The organism is Cohnella suwonensis (assembly GCF_042655365.1).
GTDB classification, from domain to species: domain Bacteria; phylum Bacillota; class Bacilli; order Paenibacillales; family Paenibacillaceae; genus Cohnella; species Cohnella suwonensis.
This window is the reverse complement of the sequence record NZ_JBHSMH010000030.1, coordinates 84,618-102,249: the sequence shown is the minus strand read 5'-3', so window position 1 is coordinate 102,249 and position 17,632 is coordinate 84,618. Positions and strand designations below refer to the sequence as shown.

Annotated in this window: 16 protein-coding genes; 5 read left to right on the top strand and 11 right to left on the bottom strand. The window is 57.6% G+C overall.

Translation table 11 applies throughout. From position 1 onward, the window contains the following. Positions 1 to 245 precede the first annotated feature (245 nt). Positions 246 to 2,570: a type IA DNA topoisomerase gene (locus ACFPPD_RS11410; protein WP_209750509.1), complete on the bottom strand. Its 2,325-nt coding sequence runs from the start codon at positions 2,568 to 2,570 to the stop codon at positions 246 to 248. A gap of 1,247 nt (positions 2,571 to 3,817) precedes the next feature. Between ACFPPD_RS11410 and ACFPPD_RS11405 the strand changes: the two genes are divergently transcribed. Then, a complete protein-coding gene (locus tag ACFPPD_RS11405) occupies positions 3,818 to 4,267 on the top strand; it encodes a hypothetical protein (RefSeq protein WP_209750507.1) in 450 nt (149 codons plus the stop codon). A 393-nt stretch (positions 4,268 to 4,660) separates the two neighbouring features. Here the strand turns inward: ACFPPD_RS11405 and ACFPPD_RS11400 are convergent, their stop codons facing one another. The 8 genes from ACFPPD_RS11400 to ACFPPD_RS11365 all read right to left on the bottom strand — a co-directional run bounded on the left by ACFPPD_RS11400 (position 4,661) and on the right by ACFPPD_RS11365 (position 11,795). After that, positions 4,661 to 5,062, bottom strand: a complete 402-nt coding sequence (locus tag ACFPPD_RS11400) for a hypothetical protein (RefSeq protein WP_209750505.1) — start codon at positions 5,060 to 5,062, stop codon at positions 4,661 to 4,663. A 33-nt stretch (positions 5,063 to 5,095) separates the two neighbouring features. Beyond that, positions 5,096 to 5,605 (bottom strand): GyrI-like domain-containing protein, encoded by a 510-nt coding sequence (locus ACFPPD_RS11395; RefSeq protein WP_209750503.1) that lies wholly within the window; start codon positions 5,603 to 5,605, stop codon positions 5,096 to 5,098. Between the two features lie 41 nt (positions 5,606 to 5,646). Then, on the bottom strand, positions 5,647 to 6,165 hold the full coding sequence (locus ACFPPD_RS11390; RefSeq protein WP_209750500.1) for a GyrI-like domain-containing protein: 519 nt from the start codon (positions 6,163 to 6,165) through the stop codon (positions 5,647 to 5,649). 22 nt (positions 6,166 to 6,187) lie between these two features. Next, on the bottom strand, positions 6,188 to 6,976 hold the full coding sequence (locus ACFPPD_RS11385; RefSeq protein ID WP_378082249.1) for a hypothetical protein: 789 nt from the start codon (positions 6,974 to 6,976) through the stop codon (positions 6,188 to 6,190). Between the two features lie 151 nt (positions 6,977 to 7,127). After that, positions 7,128 to 7,487, bottom strand: coding sequence for a DUF1304 domain-containing protein (locus ACFPPD_RS11380; RefSeq protein ID WP_209750497.1), 360 nt, complete (start codon positions 7,485 to 7,487; stop codon positions 7,128 to 7,130). A gap of 35 nt (positions 7,488 to 7,522) precedes the next feature. Beyond that, entirely contained in the window at positions 7,523 to 9,841 is a 2,319-nt protein-coding gene (locus ACFPPD_RS11375; RefSeq protein WP_209750494.1) for an MMPL family transporter, read from the bottom strand. 167 nt (positions 9,842 to 10,008) lie between these two features. Continuing rightward, positions 10,009 to 10,605: a TetR/AcrR family transcriptional regulator gene (locus ACFPPD_RS11370; protein WP_209750492.1), complete on the bottom strand. Its 597-nt coding sequence runs from the start codon at positions 10,603 to 10,605 to the stop codon at positions 10,009 to 10,011. A 335-nt stretch (positions 10,606 to 10,940) separates the two neighbouring features. Next, on the bottom strand, positions 10,941 to 11,795 hold the full coding sequence (locus ACFPPD_RS11365; RefSeq protein ID WP_209750489.1) for an alpha/beta hydrolase: 855 nt from the start codon (positions 11,793 to 11,795) through the stop codon (positions 10,941 to 10,943). Between the two features lie 173 nt (positions 11,796 to 11,968). On the opposite strand from ACFPPD_RS11365, the gene ACFPPD_RS11360 reads away from it, so the two are divergent. Continuing rightward, positions 11,969 to 12,517: a DUF1697 domain-containing protein gene (locus ACFPPD_RS11360; protein WP_209750487.1), complete on the top strand. Its 549-nt coding sequence runs from the start codon at positions 11,969 to 11,971 to the stop codon at positions 12,515 to 12,517. Positions 12,518 to 12,523: 6 nt separating this feature from the next. On the opposite strand, the gene ACFPPD_RS11355 is transcribed toward ACFPPD_RS11360, so the two are convergent. Together ACFPPD_RS11355 and ACFPPD_RS11350 are read right to left on the bottom strand one after the other, a co-directional pair. After that, entirely contained in the window at positions 12,524 to 13,000 is a 477-nt protein-coding gene (locus ACFPPD_RS11355) for a YhjD family protein (protein ID WP_209750486.1), read from the bottom strand. Further along, positions 12,997 to 14,256, bottom strand: coding sequence for a DNA polymerase IV (locus tag ACFPPD_RS11350; protein WP_209750483.1), 1,260 nt, complete (start codon positions 14,254 to 14,256; stop codon positions 12,997 to 12,999). The genes ACFPPD_RS11355 and ACFPPD_RS11350 overlap by 4 nt, the downstream gene beginning before the upstream one ends. 168 nt (positions 14,257 to 14,424) lie before the next feature. On the opposite strand from ACFPPD_RS11350, the gene ACFPPD_RS11345 reads away from it, so the two are divergent. The 3 genes from ACFPPD_RS11345 to ACFPPD_RS11335 all read left to right on the top strand — a co-directional run bounded on the left by ACFPPD_RS11345 (position 14,425) and on the right by ACFPPD_RS11335 (position 17,145). After that, positions 14,425 to 15,105: an SOS response-associated peptidase gene (locus ACFPPD_RS11345; protein WP_209750481.1), complete on the top strand. Its 681-nt coding sequence runs from the start codon at positions 14,425 to 14,427 to the stop codon at positions 15,103 to 15,105. Between the two features lie 763 nt (positions 15,106 to 15,868). Then, positions 15,869 to 16,705: a hypothetical protein gene (locus tag ACFPPD_RS11340; protein WP_209749360.1), complete on the top strand. Its 837-nt coding sequence runs from the start codon at positions 15,869 to 15,871 to the stop codon at positions 16,703 to 16,705. 224 nt (positions 16,706 to 16,929) lie between these two features. Beyond that, positions 16,930 to 17,145 (top strand): hypothetical protein, encoded by a 216-nt coding sequence (locus ACFPPD_RS11335; protein ID WP_209749359.1) that lies wholly within the window; start codon positions 16,930 to 16,932, stop codon positions 17,143 to 17,145. Positions 17,146 to 17,632: the final 487 nt, after the last annotated feature.

Sequence of the window (17,632 nt, the reverse complement as noted above, 5' to 3'; positions counted from 1 at the left end):
TATCTAGTCCGAATGAACGAGTGCCGATAACTTAATAGGCTAATAGATCAATCTCCAATAAGTCGCAATGCTCTTGAACCGCTCGGCGTTCGACTTTTTCCTTCATGCGCGAGTCGAATGGAAGAATAAACCACGATTAGTTCTGGAAGCGCTTACCTGCATCTTGCGAACCATGATGCGCGCCATGTAAAAAAGGCTAGTCCCCGGCATCGGGACTAGTCTTTTTGTCGCGTATTCGGCGAAAGTCAAATTCGCTCGAGCGAAAGCTCGCCCGTTTCCGCCTTTTTCAGCACGATGATACCCTCGTAAGCTTCGCCTTCGGGAGTCTTGAATTTCAATTTGCCCGTCTTTCCTTTCTCGACGAGCGCCTTGACCATCGCGTCGGTTAACGTCCGGTCGAAGCTCTCTTTCCAGATGACGAAGCCGCACCCCGTCTTATAATGGCTGCAACCGTATCCCTTGCGTCCCATGAAAATATGGCCGCCGCACCCTGGACGCGGGCATACGCCGATCGTGCCGGGCTGTCCGCCCGCCGCTTCCGGCTTGGCGGCTGCCGCTTTGGCGTTCTTGCCGGGCGTCGCGGCGGATGACTTGGCGGCTGCCGCCTTGGAGGACTCCCGAGCCTTCTTCCGGTCGTCCGCCCCCTCCTTGCCTTTGCCGCCTTTCGCGGACGGCTCGGGCTTCGCGAACGCGTTCCTCGCCGCCGGCCGTTGAACGCTAACCTTGTCGATGATCAACCTCGTAAACCTTTTGACGTTGCCCATGAACGTGTCGGCCGACGCTTGTCCGCGCGAAATTTCCGTCAGCCTGCGCTCCCATTGGCCCGTCATCTCCGGCGACGTGAGCAGCTCGACGCCCGCTCCGCGGATGAGCTCGATCGCCGTCCGTCCCTTCGGCGTGATCATGATCTTCTTGCCTTGCATGTCGACGTAACCGACGTTCTTCAGCCGTTCGATCGTCGCCGCCCGCGTCGCCGGCGTACCGAGTCCGGAATCCTTCATCGCGTCGCGAAGCTCCTCGTCCTCGATCTGCTTGCCCGCGCTTTCCATCGCCTTCAGGAGCGTGCCTTCCGTATAGTGCTTCGGCGGCTGCGTTTCCTTCTCTTTCACTTCGACGTCGGAACAGACGACCGACCCGGCCGGATCGATCTCGAAATGCGCGTCCGTCTCCAGCGTCTCGTCTTCCGCCGATCCCGCTCCGTCTTCCTTGTCCTTGCCGCCGTCCTTGGAAGAGCCGGACGAAGACGGCTTGGACGACGGCGCATCCGCGGCGTAAATGACCTTCCACCCGAGCGATAGCAATTGCTTCACCGTCGTCTTGAACGTTTCCTTTTCCACCTCGGTGAGAACGGTATGTACTTTATACTCCGCCGCCGGATAGAAGTGAGAAAGGAACCGCTTGGCGATCAGGTCGTACAGCTTGCGCTCGTCCGGGGAAAGCCCCTGCGGCTTCTTCATCGTCGGCATGATCGCGTGGTGATCCTCGACCTTGGCCGGGTTGCACACGTTCTTGTTGTTCACGTGAACGAACCGCTTGTTAGCGCCCTGCACGAAGTCCCCATAATCCGGAGAGCTTCTCATCGCGTCCAGAATCTTGTGCATCTCCGGGATGTTCTGCTCGTTAACGTAGTTCGAGTTCGTCCGCGGATAAGAGATGACCTTGTGTTTCTCGTACAGCGCCTGCGCGACGTCGAGCGTCTTCTTCGCCGAGAAGCTGAACTTGCCGTTCGCTTCCCGCTGCAACAACGTCAGGTCGTATAGCTTGAACGGATACTCCTTCGTATCCTTGACCTCGTAGCTCGCGATCGCTCCCGTCTTGCCCCGGACCTTGTTCGCGATCGCTTCCGCCTTCTCCGGATCGGTCAGCCTGTCCCCTTGCCAGATGCCCTTATACGGCGCGGCGTCCCCTTGAGCGAAGATCCCGGTAATGTCGTAAAACTTCAGCGAATCGAACGCTTCGATCTGCTTCTGCCTGTCGTAAATAAGCGCGAGCACCGGCGTCTGGACGCGCCCGACGGACAGCAATTCGTTGTGCTTCGTCGTGAACGCGCGCGAGCCGTTCATGCCGATCAGCCAGTCCGCTTCGCTTCGCGCCCTGGCCGCTTGAGTCAGGTTGTCGTATTCCGTATTGTCCTTCAGCTGATCGAAGCCTTTGCGAATCGTCTCCGCCGTAAGGTCGGATATCCATAGCCGCTTCACCGGTTGCTTCAGCGACAAGTGCCTGACGATGAGGGAGAAAATATGCTGCCCCTCGCGCCCGGCATCGCACGCGTTAACGAGCTCGCCGCTTCGGGCCGCCAGCTCTTCGATGACCTTCAGTTGATCCTTCGTATTCGGGTTCGGCAGCAACTTGAACTGATCAGGGATGATCGGCAAGTCGCCGAACCGCCATTTCTTGTATTTCTCGTCGTAGAGGTCGGGCTCCGCCAATCCGATCAAGTGCCCGATCGCCCACGTGATGATATAGTTTTCTCCTTCAAGATAGGAGCGTCTATTCTGAGCTTTGGGCTCGATAACGGAGGCGATATTGCGGCCCATATCGGGCTTCTCCGCGATGACCAACGTCTTCAACAGCGCTCTTTCCTCTCCGTTCATAGTCTTCCGAATCATACCATGACGGCGCGGGTTGTGCTATATTTCGCTCGAGCCCGCAGGGCAATCGCGAACGAACGAATTCTGTCGGCGCAGCGCAAAGAAGGCTTGAAGTGGATCATGTACATTCTCTTCTCGATGACGCGGTTCAAAAAAGTACGTCCTCTCCGTATCCTGCCGCACCGACCAAGGACGCCGTTTATTCGCTCAAGGGCTCCGTTCGTTCCGAAGAAGGTCGTTCGCCTCTATGGGCGGATCTAACGCCCTGTTCTCTCCGAGAACGACGCCCGTGCCTTATCCGCTGTTCATTATCGTCGGAGAGCACGACTTGAATCTCGCGCGCGATGCCGCAACGGAACTGCATCGGCTAGAGCCGAGCTCGCGGCTCGCCGTTATCCCCGGAGCCGGTCATTGCGCGAACGCGGACGCCCCCGACGCATTCAACGGCATCTTGGATGCCTTCCTCTCGGATTCCCGCTCGTCAACTCGGCCGCGATTATGCCGCCGGCCAACCGACTCCGTCCGGTATTTGGCGAATATTTGTCCCCCACCCCGGGAATCTCTAAAAAAGCAATATCCTGCAGCGGCATGCGACGGACCAGCATCTGAATATGCACGCGCATCGCGTGCCCGACGGGTAGCCCGTTCGCGCGCCGGATGACCATGAAAGGCGCCGGGTCCGGCGCGGCGGGCGGCACCGCCGCCGAGCGTTAGATGCGCGACAGCCTCGGCTCCGGCGCCGACGTGCGCACCGTGACTAGCCTGGAAGCCGTCGCGCTCATCGACCGTCTCCGCTCGGGTGCCGAATGCTCGCCTACGTCGATGTCCCGCGATCTTCGTAAACTGCTGGAGCTTGCGAAGAAGTAAGTATGCAAGGTCCCTATGATCATTTCGCAGATGCATCAGGAGCCCCCGGCTAACTAGCCGAAGGTCTTACGTTATCTCTACAACTTTATTCGCGCGAGCACGAGGATCGCCGACAACAGCATGCCGCGATGCCGCGCGCGAGGAACGTTTCGGGCGGCGACCGTCAGCGCTAATATGAGCAATAACACGCCGCGACGACGATTTTCGCGCCCCTGCGCCCTGCTCGCTTACCTTGCAATCGCGAATGCCGCTGTTAAAATCTACATGGCGCCCAAAGCGCCGATAACGGGAACAATCTTCCCCATCCCTGCGTCTATTGGATAACGCGAACGGAACTTTAACGCCAGGAGTGAACGCCCATGATTTTCCTTCGTATCGGCCATGCCTCGCTGATCCGCGTAGCCGCCTTGTTGTCCGTCGTTCTCGGCGCTCTGTACATGCCTTCCGTGTTCCATATTCCGTCCGTTCTCTCCGGTCTAAGCCAAGAGATCAGCTCGGAAGAAAGGGCCGTGAAGCTGTGGGCGGTCTGCTCGCTATACGGCGGAATCATCATGTTCGCGGGAACGTTCGTCTCCCGTCTATCGGGTTCCCCCTTATTCCGCCGCCTCCTGTGGGGCTTGACGTTGCTGTCGGCGGTACTGCTCATCGTCGCGCAGCTCCCGCCGCTTTTCTGGTGGATGTACGTGGGGAGCGCCGTCCTCTCTTGGCACAGCGGCGCCGGCATGCTCTCCCACATGCTCGTGCTCTTGATCGGCTTCTTGGGTGGGCTGTCCACGATTCAGCCGGCCGGCCGCCATTCCGCTGAATGATGAGGCTAAAACGATATGATCGTGCGCTATTATAAAGCCTGCGAATATGCAGGCTTTGATTCTTTTCTAGCCCTAAAAAAAGATAAAACCTGCAAAAGCGCAGGTTTTGAATCAAGCAAAATTGTCTTATCGCCCGGCTGGAACTAAAAACTGCACATTTGCAGGTTTCGCCTGCCTCAAGCGCGCGGCAATCGAGTTATTCCTGCACTTTTGCAGGAATATCGATTGCGCTCGAGGAGGGGGAGTCGGAGGCCGATCATCTTCCCCTCCGTACTCTATTTGGCAGAATCTCAACATGAACCGCGCGGTTATGTTTAGTATCCTAACACCGAAGAGTAAGGGCACCGGGGAACAAAGGTAAAGCCAAGCGAACGATTAGGTAAAAACTACACTTTATGTAGTTTTAGCTGCTTCGCGGAAATGCGAGATAACTTCGGTCAATATATCGTAGGCTTCTTGCAGCGTTTCAACCCCTGCGCCGTCGTTATACTTCGTAATCAGTTCGGCAGCATAGCGTAGGTCGTTTGCAGTTCCTTCGTCGGGTGCGATGGTGGCGGCTTCTACGTATATTTGCGGTTCAAGGTCGGCGGTCATTAATTGAACGGGCGTAAGTGAATCATAGTCTTCTACGAACCTGCCTAAGTGATCGGCAGCTTCGGCTATGCGGGTTATAGGCGTCGTATCGTTAACCGTCCTAGATACCCAAGTAACAAGGAAGACAAGCCCGATAACCGCCACTGCTAGGACAAGGGCGATAACATCACGCTTTAGATCTTTCACTTCGCGGCTAGTCATTGGCTAGTCCCCCTCAAATGGGCTGGTCATTTATTATTTTTCTCGAATAGGAAAATATAAGTCAATCTCCGAGTTCGGATCGTCCGGCTTCGTGTAGCGCTGGTCATAAAACTCGAATTCGTATTTACCGGTTCGTGTCCCTCCGTCGTACTCGTATGGACTGTTCGGAAGCCAATGCCCCCAGAAATGTCCAAACGCTTCACTTATTCCGTCTAGAGGACCGCGATGAGTCAGCACGATATAGCGCGCAGCCGGCACTTCAATCCGCGTCATACCCTCGGGGATGTTGCCATCCTGATAGATTTGCACAGCTGCGGTATAGTCGAATGGCGCGCCGGACGAATTGTCCTGATTTTGAAGCATGAGACCGAAGCTTCGCCAACCGAGCAACCCCGTAATTTCCGGTATTCGCTCGCCGAATCGGCCCCACAGATTGGCAATGGCATTCTCGGAAGGAGGCAAAGACGAATTAAAATGAATCGTTTCGGTGATGCCGACGACAATGAAGGCTGGTTTTTCGATGATTTTGGTTTCGATAATCATTAGCGATCACGCTCTCTCCAAATAAATAAGGTCCGAAGGCATTAGAGCCCCGATTTCTTGCGTACCGGGTATAGCATAGTAAAATCGAATGTCTCGATTTCCGAATAGGGGATTGTTAGAGCGTTCAACGGGTGGAGCGGAACCGTCTCCATTCCGAGTACTCCTTCGCGCCGATCGAGCTCATAATCCTGCGACTGCTCTAGCCATGCAAACATCGCATCATATACGCGCCACATATGCGCCTCATTCCCGCATACGCGGGCGCGGGCGCAGAGCCCTCCGCGTACCTCCAGAGTCTCAATGCCCTCCGGTGCGTCTCCGAACTCGCGAACCGCCAGTCCGACCCAGAGTGTATCGACTTGCTTGCTCCATTGCTCCTGCGGAATGAATACATAGGCGGAAGGCTCATCCGTGAGTCGCGCATCCTCAAGGGGGACCTGCTCTGTAAGCATGCTCCATGCCGTCCGCGTCCCGCTCTTGTCCGGTGTCGTTCCCGTCCGTACCGCCAAGGCCTTGAATGGCGCTACTTCAATTAAATCAATCGCTATCGTCGTCTGCAAAATACCCTCTCCCGCCTCACGATTATCGATGATGAAAATAACTCCTTAAAAATATTCGATCATTTCCATAAAAAACCTTTTTCCCACACTGTCCTTCACAATCCCGCCGCAGCTTTAATTTGTGATCTCTGAGACATGTTAATACTTTCAACTTTTCCGTTCCAAAGGCTCCTGCCGTAAAACCATTCGCTTTAGGATAGTAGACCATCCGAAATGATGTGCCGTCTTGAAGGTGCACGCGCAGGAAAATTCCCGCTTCATGTTTGGCTTTCTCGTAGACTGCATCGAAACCGACATAAGACAAAGGTAGAAGTTCGCTTATGAAATAAGATGACGCTTCTTGACTGAAGTTGCCGATTGGACTGCCGTCTTGGCCGCTTTCCAGGCTGACTATCTCCACCTTGCCTTCAATGTCCATGAGATCCCCCATCGTTGCGGCATTCGGATTTTCTTTTACTTCGTAAGCCTTGTTATTCGCTACGACTCGAAACTCCGATTTGTAACCCTTCAATGCATAAACAACGGTACCGATCGGAAGGAATGCCGCATCCCCGTTCTTAGTCGCGTGATCCGTACAAGCATGCCCATTAAGCATGTAGGAGACTTTCCCTACCTTTTTCCCAAGTTGCTCTGCCGTTATAACCTTGGTTCCATCGTCGTTTTGATAATACGTAACGTTATTGATCATCAGGAAATCGACCCAATCAATGTCAGCGTTACATGATCCTTTGCCCAAATTACCGCAGCTGGCCGCAACCATCATCATAATGAGTACGAACGAAATCCGTCCCCAATGTTTGCACCGTCTCATCGTCAACACCTCAATCTATATAGACGGTCTTGCGTATGTAAATGTTTCCCACAACTTCATTTTCCTTAGACAAGCGGCACGCAAAAAAGCTTGCCCGAGGGCAAGCTTTTTTGCGCGATGCTTTCATGCGATCGTCGGGCGCCGCATCCGTTCACCAAGTCAGCAGCACCGCGATCCACGCCGCGAGCGCCGGGATGCCTTGCGCGTACAGAATCGATTTTTTCACCGACCAACCTCCGTACAAAGCGGCTACGAGCACGCAGACGAGGAAGAACGTCTGAATCTGATACCCGGCGGACGCGTTCGGATACATGAGCCCCCATACGAGTCCCGCCGCCAGGAAACCGTTATACAACCCTTGATTCGCGGCAAGCGGTTTGGAATCCCGGGCGAAGCTCGAGGACGTCCCGAACCGCTTCCGCGTACCCGGAGACGTCCATAGGAACATCTCCACGATGAGGAAGTAAGCATGCTGCAACGCGACAATCCCGACCAAGATCGCAGCGATCATTCTCGGCGGCCTCCCGTTTCGAAATGGCTACCTTATTATTTATTCGTCGCGGGGACCGATTTATCACTCCGTTTGGACGATTTCCCTTTCTCCGAAGCCGCCGTTGCCGCGCGGCCGGGGAACCACCAGCTCGCCCGTCCGAGCAGCTTCATCGTCACCGGCACGAGCATCATCCGGATGACGGTCGCGTCGAGCGCGATCGCCACCGCCATGCCGAAGCCGAGCATCTGGATCGGCAGCACGCCGGAGAAGGCGAAGCCCGCGAACACGGCGATCATGAGCACCGCGGCTCCCGTGATGAGCGGACCGGTCTTCTCCATCCCTTCGGCGATGCTTTCCTCGTGCGCCCCGGTCCGGTCGTACTCTTCCTTCACCCGGCTGACGAGGAACACCTCATAGTCCGTGCTGAGACCGAAGAGCAGCGCCAGCAGCAGCATCGGCACGAAGTGAATGATGTACCCGTTCGATTCGACGTCGAATATTTCCGAGCCGTAGCCGAGCGCGAACACGGTCACGAGAATGCCGTACGTCGCCGCGACCGAGATCAGGTTCAAGACGATCGCCTTCAGCGGCAGCAGCAAGCTGCGGAACGTCAGCACCAGGATCAGGAAGATAAGCACGAGCATAATGCCTAGCGCCGGCAACAGGCTATCGTTGATCGCCTTGGACGTATCGATCCCGGCCATCGTCTCCCCGCCGATATGGAACGTCGTTCCCGCCGGCAGCGCGAACGACGGCAGCACGTCGTCGCGCAGATGCTTCACGACGTCCCTTCCCGTGTCGCTGGAGCCGTACTGATCGAGCATGACTTCGAGCAGGGCGGTATGCCGCTCGTCGCCGAGGTAGCGGTCGAGCATGAATTTGACGTCTTTGGGCAGCGCCGCGCCTCCGGATTGGAGCGCGCCGGACACGGCCGCGGGCTCCATGCCCGGCAGGAACGACGTCGGAGCCGTGACCGCCAGCACGTGCTCCTGCTTCGCCAATTCGGCCCGAAGCCCGGCGATACTCGCGATCGCGTCCGGCGAGCTTAAGTCGCCGGACGGGTTATGAAGCACGATCGCGATCTGATTGGCCGCGCCGACGCCGAACGCTTTCTCCATGAGCACGAAGCCTTGCCGAACCGGCGTATCCGCCGGCAGCGTGCGAACGTCCGGCGAATCCAGCTTCATGTCGAGCGCCGGCGACGCGAACGCGCCGAGCGCGATGACGGTAACCGCCGTGATCAGAACCGGACGGCGCATGATCGCTCTCGTCCACCTTCTCCACGCGCTGACTTTGCCGGTTTCGCGGGGCTTCAGGAAAGGCAGGCTCCACTTGTTGATCCGCTGGCCGAGAATGACGAGTACGGCCGGAAGCAGCGTCAAGCTGGCCAACCCCGCGACGAAGACGACGGCGATTCCGCCGAAGGCGATCGCCTTGATCGCGTCGAGCGGCACGATGAACAGCGCGGACAGCGCGGCGATGACGGTGAGCGCCGAGAAGAACACCGTATGTCCGGCCGTTTCAAGCGTCTTCGCGATCGCTTGCTGCTTCGTGTTGCCCGCTTTGGCGAGCTCCGCCTTGAACCGGCTCACGATGAACAGCGAGTAGTCGATGCCGACGCCGAGCCCCAGCATCATCGCGGAGTTCGTCACGAATACCGACAGCTCCACCTCCCTTGCGACAAGGTAGATGATGCCCATAGCCGAAAGCAACGAGGCGATCGTCACGATGAGCGGCGTCACCGTCGCGACGACGGAGCGGAACACGATGAGCAGGATGATGATAATGAGCGGGAACACGATCATCTCCGCCTTCGCCAATCCTTCCTGGCTTTGCACGCTGCTCTCGCCCCAGAACGGCGCTTCGCCGACGAGATACGCTTCGACGCCGAGGTTCTTCGCCTGTTCGACGACGCGATTCTGGTAATCCGGTACGTTATTGATGACAAAATCAATCTTCAAGTTCATGTCCACGAAAGCGATGCTCATGTTCGGATCTTTGCCGACGAGGCCCGCTCCGATTTCCGGAGACGAGTCCAGCACGCTGAACACGCCGGATACGCCTTTTTCCGTCTTCAGACGGTCGACGATCTGCTTCAGCTTCCCGTTATATTCCGGCGTCCCGACCGCATGCTGCGGATCGCGCAGCACGAGCGTCATCGAACTCTCCGCCCGGCCTTCGAACTCCGAAGCGAGTAGCTTGCCGGCCTCCAGCGATTGGGAGCCCGGTACTGTCCATCCGCCCCCGCTCAGCAGCGGGGTCAGCTTGCCGAACGCGGCGCCCCCGAGCAACGCCACGACGATCCAGAACGCGACGACGAACCATCTCCCTTTATAAAGCGCCTTTCCCCAGCCATTCAGTAAACCATGCATGCCTCTCCACCGTCTTTCTCTGTTTTTTGATCGCGCGGCGCCGTCGATGACTCTTGTTGCGAATGCCGTCCGCGCTTGAACCTGGTATTTCGCGACGTCAAATATCTATGCCCTTTATTGTTTGATCGTTCAAACAGGACAAGGGCTAAAAAAGGAGATCCGCGTATTCACGGCTCTCTCTTTTTCGTCAAACTTTCGTAGTAAGCGCCGTACATCTCGGTCACCATCGCGTAGGCTTCGTCGTACTTGAAATCCGGGTCCGCGACTTTCTGCAGGCCCAAGCCTTCGAAGATCGAATATATGATCGAGGCGAAGACGTCCATCTGCTCGCGCGGAAGTCCCGTCATCTCGGTGACCCGCTCGCTGATGTGCTTGCGCTCAGAGGAGAGCATCTCCTTCAACGTTTCCTTGGCCGATTCGTTCCTGAGCCCGATGGCGAACAGCTCGTAACGAAGGCGGAACCAGTCGCGTTCTTCTAGCACTTTGTTCTTGGACAGCTCGAGCAAACCCGCGATCGATTCTTGCGTCAGTGCCCCTTCGCCTTTCGGGAGCCGGCTGTCGAAGGACGCGCAGTAGTTCTCGGTTTCCCTGCGGAACACTTCAGCGAACAACAGGTCCTTGCTCGAGAAATAATAATTGATCAAACCTTGCGCCACGCCGGCTTCGCTCGCGATTTCCTTCGTCGACGCTTTGTCGTAGCCTTTCTCCGACAAGACGGCATAGGCGGCGGCGATTATTCTGTCTCTTTTATCAGCGTCTGTCATCGGCACGCACCTTGCCTTAATGGAGTTGGGATTGCTTGTTGCGGATCGCCGGTCTTTGCGGATCGCCGGTCTTTGCGGATGACCGGTCGTAGCCGGCCGTTGCGGATGGCCGGTTGCACCGGATTCACTCGTTTGAATGAACGTTCAAACAAAGGTTAACACATGAAACAGATTGATGCAAGCGACGGTTACAAATGGTCTCGCATCCGTCCACTCGCTCGCCCTCCTCTCTAGTTTGGACGCCGAATTACTTACCCAAACACACTATCTCGCCGCCCCTCCACCGCGCGCACAAAAGCCGCACCTCGCGCGAGATGCGGCTTCCCTCCAACGTACTATTCGTCCATCCCTCTCAACCAGCGTTCGACTTCCTCGAACGTTCCCGCGTTCGACAGAATGCCGTCGTGGTCGGCGTCCAGAATCTGCTTCACCTGCGCCCCGTTGTGCTCGGAGAACAGCGGCGCGTATTGCCCGGGAATGAACACTTCTTCCTTCTCCCCGACGAGCACGAGCGTCGGCTGGCTCATCGCCTTCAGGTTGCGCTCGTACTTGGCCTTCGGCGTCCGGGACATGAGCAGCCGGTAGCTGAGCTCCAGCGTCTCGCGGCCGTGCCTTTGAGCTATCGGCTTATCATTGATCATGACCGTCATTCCGTTCATGAGACGGATGCCCGCCGCGTTGAGCATCGTGAGCGCGACCAGTCTCGGCATGCGAAGCTGGATCGTGCTCCACGGGTTTTTCTTGTGGTTGATCGGCGCTTTCGGATGCACCGCGGGGGCGAGCAGCAGGTAGGCGTGCGTCTCCCTTGCGAGCTTCTTGTGCAAGGCCAGGCGAATGACGTTGGCGCCTCCGCCCGAATGGCCGGCCAGAATAAGCCGGCTCGGGGCGCCTTCCTCCCGCATCAACCTTTGCACCAAATCCTCGATATCGTCGTCGTGTTGACCGATATATTCGACGTCCCCCCGGCGAACCGGGTGCAGTCCGTAACCCCTAAGGTCGGGAACGACCACCTGAGCCAGATTCCGCCGGGAAACGAATTCCGCGAGCGGATGCAAATATTGTCCGTCCTCCGAAATGCCGTGCAGCAGTACGATCAGCTTATCCGAGTCCGCCCGATAATGGCGGTAGCATAACGATTTTCCGTCTCTGGCTTCGTAAGTCCGAATGGGGGGCAGCATTGTCGAGTTCATATTTTCACGGGGCCTCCGGCGAGCGACTTAAAGGGTTACGTTCGCGCCGCGCGTTCGTTCTGCCGGGCCCGATTGTAAACGCTATATTCGTGAATTATATCATAATCCGATATACTCGACTTGAAAAGTTATTCTAGCGATTATCGGAACGGATTCGAGAGGGGATAGGACGAATGACCATCTATATCGCGCTGCTGAGGGGCATCAACGTCGGCGGGCATAACAAAATCAAGATGAGCGAGCTCAAAGCCATGTGCGAAGCGCTCGGACTAGCCCAAGTACAAACCTACATTCAGAGCGGCAACGTTCTGTTCGCTTCGGACGAACAGCCCGCCCAACTGCGAGCGCGAATTGAGAACGCGATCCAGTCGACGTTCGGCTTCCGGATCAGCGTCATTCTGAGGACGCAGGCGGAATTCGAGAGCATTCTCGCCCGCCTGCCCTTCTCGGAAGAAGAAATCCAAGCGGCCACCGGCCCGCTCGGCAAAGAAGTGCTCTACGTCACTCTTCTGGACGAGGCGCCGAAGCCTGAAGCCGTGGACAAGCTCGGCACCTACGAGAAAGACAAGTACGCGATCGACGGGCTTTCGGTCTACTTGCTGTTCGACCAGACGATTCTGGACTCGAAGCTCGCGGCCAACCTGCAGAAGCTGGGCGTGACGATGACGATGCGCAATTGGAAAACGATGACCAAGCTCGCCTCTCTCGCCAAGGAGATGTAGCGGGCGTCACTTTTCCTCCCCCGTCGCCTCCGGGTGCACGACCTCCGACGCGTACCGGGCCAGCCGCACGCTGATCTCCGACCGCAACGTCTCGCGGACGATCCCGAACCGGTCTTCGTAACCCCTGCACACGTAACGGTGATAAATAATGCCGTCCGCCGTCTCGTCGTCGAACACTTTGATGTTCCGGTTTTTCAGCTCGCGGCGCAGGGAGAACAGGTCCTTGCTGATCTTGTTCATGATCAGTTGGACGACTTGCTCGAAAGTCCTTTTAAACAAATTCGGGACCCGCTTCACTTCCTGCAAGCTCTTGTCGCTCATCGTCAGCATATGCGGGAGCATGATAACGTCGCGGATCATCTTCAATTCCTCGTTCGTCGCCCGTCCCGCGAGCGGCTTCTTATGGCGCTCCTGATATTGCTCCTGATGCTCGGTCAGCAGCATTTTGGATTTCCACCTCTCGTTCCCGTCCAGTTTGCTCATTTGTAATGCCCCCCGATCTGCTCGGACCGCTCTTTGGCCACGCCGGAAGCAAGCAGCGACGAGGCGCGCATGATCGCGTCGCTCCCGTAGCGGTCCTTGATCCCGTCCGTCGCCCGCTCGATGTCGTAAGTCGCGGCCCGGTCTTCGAAAAGAGTCAGTTGATACGTGCTGTCGTCGGAAAGCTGCGTAAGCGAAATATAGAGATGGCTGACCGGCAGGCCCTGCCAGTGATCCTCGAACAGCTTCCGGGCCGCCGCCGCCACTTCGTGCGTGAGCGACGTCGCATGCGGCAGCGTCGTCTGCCGTCCGAACCCGGAAGCCCTTTCCCCGTCCGTCTCCGCGGCGCCCACGGATACGACCCGCCCTTGATAGCCGAGCCGGCGCGCCCTCCGGCACACCTCGACGACCAGCTCGAGCAACACGACCTCGATGTCCGCCAGCTTGCGGTACAGGCTGCTGCGTAGCGCCTTCCCGTGGCTGACCGACTTCAGGTCGCCGCGAATGGACGACACGACCGGGCTCGGATCGATGCCCCGCGCCGTCTGCCAATAATACTCCGCCTGAATGTCGCTTTGCTTGCCCATCCGCTGCCTCAGCCGTTTCTTGAAGTCGGCCAGCGGCAGGCGCGCGATGTCCCCGATCGTATTGAGCCCCATGTATATGAAATGCTTGGTCATGCGGGAGCCGACCATGAACATCTGGTGGACGGGGAGCGTCCACAGATCCTTCTCGATATTCTCGTAGCCGAGCCGGAACACGCCGTTTTCCCGTTTTTTCGCGAAGTTGTCCGTGGCCATCTTGGCGAGAATTTTCGTCGGACCGATGCCGACTCTGGACCACACTCCCGTCGACAACAAAATACGCGACTGAAGCGACTCGGCAATCTCCGCCGCGCTGCCGAAAGTCGCCATCGACCCCGTCACGTCGAGAAACTGCTCATCGATCGAATACGGCTCGACTTGGTCCGTGACCGATTCGAAAATTTCCGTGATCAGCAACGAAACGGTAATGTACCGTTGCATTCGCGGTCGGATGACGACCAGATCCGGGCACTTGACGAGCGCTTCGCCGATCCTCTCCGCCGTCGTCACTCCCTTGGCTTTCGCGATCGGGCACGCCGCCAGAATAATGCCTGATTTCCTCTCGGGATCGCCGACCGCGATCGGCTTGTCGCGATACTCCGGATGCGCGGCCTTCTCGACCGACGCGTAGAACGATTGGCCGTCGACCAAAAAAATCGTGCGTTCGGGAGGCATGCCGTTTTTCACCCCTTAATGCGAACGTCTGTTCTTGTATCATATTACGAACAATTGTTCCCGTGCAAGTGGCAATTTATCCTTCATGTCCGAAAAAGGGCTCGGCGCTTTTTTTTTGGATTTTCGGCCGGAATGGGGTTATACTTGTGGCATTGGGAGGGACGGGCGATGTGCGGAAGATATACGGTCGTGGTGTCCATGGAAGAGCTCATGCTGCGGTATTTAAGCGAAGTGCCGACCACCTATTACCGCACGCCGAAATATAATTTGGCGCCGATGCAGATGGTGCCGGCCGTCGTGAACGACGGCACCGCGAACAGGCTCGGCGAGCTGCGCTGGGGGCTCGTCCCCTCGTGGGCGCAGGACGACAAGATCGGCAGCAAGATGATCAACGCGCGCGCGGAGACGATTCTCGAGAAGCCGTCGTTCAAGACGCTGATCCGCCGCAAAAGGGCGATCGTGCCCGCGGACGGTTTCTACGAGTGGAAGAAGAGCGGGAACGCGAAGCAACCGATGCGCATCACGTTGAAAGACGGGGCCGTGTTCTCGATGGCCGCGCTGTACGATACATGGATGTCGCCGGACGGGCGCAAAATAAGCACTTGTACGATCATCACGACGACGCCGAACGGCCTGATGGCCGACATTCACGACCGAATGCCGGTCATTCTGCGTCCGGAGGACGAGGCGGAGTGGCTCGCCCGCGGCAACGAAGACGTCGCGCGGTTGACGGGACTGCTCGTTCCTTACGATGCGGCGAAAATGCGGGCGTATCCCGTTTCCCCGCTCGTCGGCAACGTCAAGAACGACTCGCCGGAGCTGATCGAGGAGCAGATGGCTTTGTTTTGAAGGCGGGGGCGCAGGGAGTTCGACCAAACCCACTTACAGCTCGCCAGGCCTCCGATTCCGCCCATTTAGTTCGACCAAACCCACTTACAGCTCGCCGGATCGCCGATTCTGCCCATTTAGTTCGACCAAACCCACTTACAGCTCGCCGAACCGCCGATTCTGCTCAGTTAGTTCGACCAAACCCACTTACGGCCCGCCGGGCCTCCGATTCCGCCCATTTAGTTCGACCAAACCCACTTACGGCTCGCCGAACCTTCGATTTCGCCCATTTAGTTCGACCAAACCCACTTACAGCTCGCCAGGCCTCCGATTTCGCCCATTTAGTTCGACCAAACCCACTTACGGCTCGCCGAACCTCCGATTACGCCCATTTAGTTCGACCAAACCCACTTACGGCTCGCCGGACCACCGATTTCGCCCATTTAGTTCGACCAAACCCACTTACAGCTCGCCAGGCCTCCGATTTCGCCCATTTAGTTCGACCAAACCCACTTACGGCTCGCCGAACCTCCGATTCCTCCCATTTAGTTCGACCAAACCCACTTACAGCCCGCCGATTCCGCCCATTTAGTTCGAAAAGAACTCTGCGAACCCCCTTGACACTCCCTCGAAAGATCGGGTATAGTGAACGACACAACCGGATCTTACCGTAAAATGTAAATCCCTTACGAGGAAGCACCCGTAAGCCACGGCCCATGACGGCCTTGCTTGCGGGTGCTTTTTGCGTTCGGCGACGACTTCATTCCGAAGGAGGAATTCCCCCATGCCATTCCGAACAACCGCAACGCAGCTCAAGCTCGTCCTGCTCGCCATCCTGCTGTGCTCCTGCCTCGCGGCCGCTGTTCCCGCGCCGTTCGCGTCCGCCGCGGCGGTCGAGCTGACCGCCCCGATCAAAGCCGCGTTCGACGCGACCGTCAAGGCCGCGGACGCGGGCAACGCCGCCAAGCTGACCCGGCTTTACGCCGATCTCGCCGCCTTGCTGGCGCAGGACGTCGCCCTCGAGGCGAGGATCAAGACCGCTCATTTCGCCAACGAAGAAGCGATCGGAGCGGCGCGCAAGCGAATCCGCGACATCGACGCGGACAAGCTGGCCAAGCTCGACGCGCAGGTCAAGCAAGCGAAGGAGCGTTACCGGCCGCTTTTCGACGCCTACGCCGGGCTGAACAAGCAGATTACCGCCGCCAGGCTGCTCAAGAACAAGACGCTCAACTCTCTGCTACGAACGCAGGCCGACGCGATGAAGCTGCCCGTCCAGCTTGCCCGCGAGGATATCCGCGCGAAGACGGAGGCCCACCAGGACGCGAAAGCCACCGCCGCGCGCAAAATCAAATCCGCGCGGGATTGGCTCTCCGCCGTCGAGCCGCTCCAAACGCAGATCAAAGCGCACCGAAGCGCCGCCGGCCTGCCCCGAAGCAGCCGCTCTCCCGCGTGGACGAACTTCAAGCACGCCTCGAAGAAATCCGAGGTCCGAGGGACGCTCGACTCGCTCGGCATGCTGACGACGCTCTCCCGGCAGATCGTCGAGCGGCAACAGAAAATCCTCGCCCTCGAGGGCAAGATCGCCGAGATCGTCGCCGAGACGAAGGCCCGCTATGCGTAGCCTCCGCGGTCGCGACCGCCACTACGGCTGGAGCCGGCGCCGGTTCCGGTCCGCCGGCTAACGGGTCGCTCTTGATGGATTCGAGCATCTCCGCTCGCTTCGGAAGTGCCTTCCCGGGCACGTTGCGGTATAATAGACTCCATCCAAAGAGACGGGAGGGCGGTATGCCGCGAAATCGCGACGACCGCCCTCCCGGCGCAAACAAGAAGGAGCTACATGATCCGATGGCATTGAACATCCGGTTGCTGACCGATCCCGATTTCGAGGAAGCGATGCGACGCCAGGCGCGCCTGCGCGTCTTCAAGAACGACCATATCGTCGATAGCGGCGGAACGATCGTCCGCTACGACGGGAATACCGTCGTCGTCCAGTCCGGCGTAGGCGACTTCGCCTACCACTCCCGGACGGATTGCGACTTTTACGAGGTGAGGCAGCGGTAAGGCAACTCTTACGCTCGCCCTCCCCCACCGCGCCGGCCCGCCAGCCATCACGGCATCTTGATTTTATTCGTACCGACTCCAACAAAGCATGACTGAAGAACCCCCGTCAAAACCCTCCCTCCTGATTATTGTACGGAAACTCTATCGCCGACCGGACTCAAAGTGTATTCAGCATGCGAGAGCATCATTTCTTCCTAATAGAAGGACTGCCCTATGCAAACCTAATGGGACAGCCCTTCGTTGTCTGTTGAGTCTTCAAAAATGGCTGTTTCACTTCTTATCGATGCTGCCCTTCGTACTCATTAACTTTGGCAAAGGCATGGTCGGCGGAGCCGTAAAAACCGGAAATAAGCAGTGCTGCAGCCAGCAGCAGGCAAACCGTAACCTTTTTCATCGTAAAACCTCCTTCCTGAATCGACTTGCGTCATTACTTGCGGCCTTTTCACCGGCACAATCCTTATCTTAAGAAAGAAGCGTTTCTTAAACG

Excerpts from the sequence above, each read along its gene's own strand:
- ACFPPD_RS11405 (WP_209750507.1), top strand. The coding sequence starts at position 3,818 with ATGATTTTCCTTCGTATCGGCCATGCCTCGCTGATCCGCGTAGCCGCC.
- ACFPPD_RS11400 (WP_209750505.1), bottom strand. The coding sequence starts at position 5,062 with ATGACTAGCCGCGAAGTGAAAGATCTAAAGCGTGATGTTATCGCCCTT.
- ACFPPD_RS11395 (WP_209750503.1), bottom strand. The coding sequence starts at position 5,605 with ATGATTATCGAAACCAAAATCATCGAAAAACCAGCCTTCATTGTCGTC.
- ACFPPD_RS11385 (WP_378082249.1), bottom strand. The coding sequence starts at position 6,976 with ATGAGACGGTGCAAACATTGGGGACGGATTTCGTTCGTACTCATTATG.
- ACFPPD_RS11380 (WP_209750497.1), bottom strand. The coding sequence starts at position 7,487 with ATGATCGCTGCGATCTTGGTCGGGATTGTCGCGTTGCAGCATGCTTAC.
- ACFPPD_RS11375 (WP_209750494.1), bottom strand. The coding sequence starts at position 9,841 with ATGCATGGTTTACTGAATGGCTGGGGAAAGGCGCTTTATAAAGGGAGA.
- ACFPPD_RS11370 (WP_209750492.1), bottom strand. The coding sequence starts at position 10,605 with ATGACAGACGCTGATAAAAGAGACAGAATAATCGCCGCCGCCTATGCC.
- ACFPPD_RS11365 (WP_209750489.1), bottom strand. The coding sequence starts at position 11,795 with ATGAACTCGACAATGCTGCCCCCCATTCGGACTTACGAAGCCAGAGAC.
- ACFPPD_RS11360 (WP_209750487.1), top strand. The coding sequence starts at position 11,969 with ATGACCATCTATATCGCGCTGCTGAGGGGCATCAACGTCGGCGGGCAT.
- ACFPPD_RS11355 (WP_209750486.1), bottom strand. The coding sequence starts at position 13,000 with ATGAGCAAACTGGACGGGAACGAGAGGTGGAAATCCAAAATGCTGCTG.
- ACFPPD_RS11350 (WP_209750483.1), bottom strand. The coding sequence starts at position 14,256 with ATGCCTCCCGAACGCACGATTTTTTTGGTCGACGGCCAATCGTTCTAC.
- ACFPPD_RS11345 (WP_209750481.1), top strand. The coding sequence starts at position 14,425 with ATGTGCGGAAGATATACGGTCGTGGTGTCCATGGAAGAGCTCATGCTG.
- ACFPPD_RS11340 (WP_209749360.1), top strand. The coding sequence starts at position 15,869 with ATGCCATTCCGAACAACCGCAACGCAGCTCAAGCTCGTCCTGCTCGCC.
- ACFPPD_RS11335 (WP_209749359.1), top strand. The coding sequence starts at position 16,930 with ATGGCATTGAACATCCGGTTGCTGACCGATCCCGATTTCGAGGAAGCG.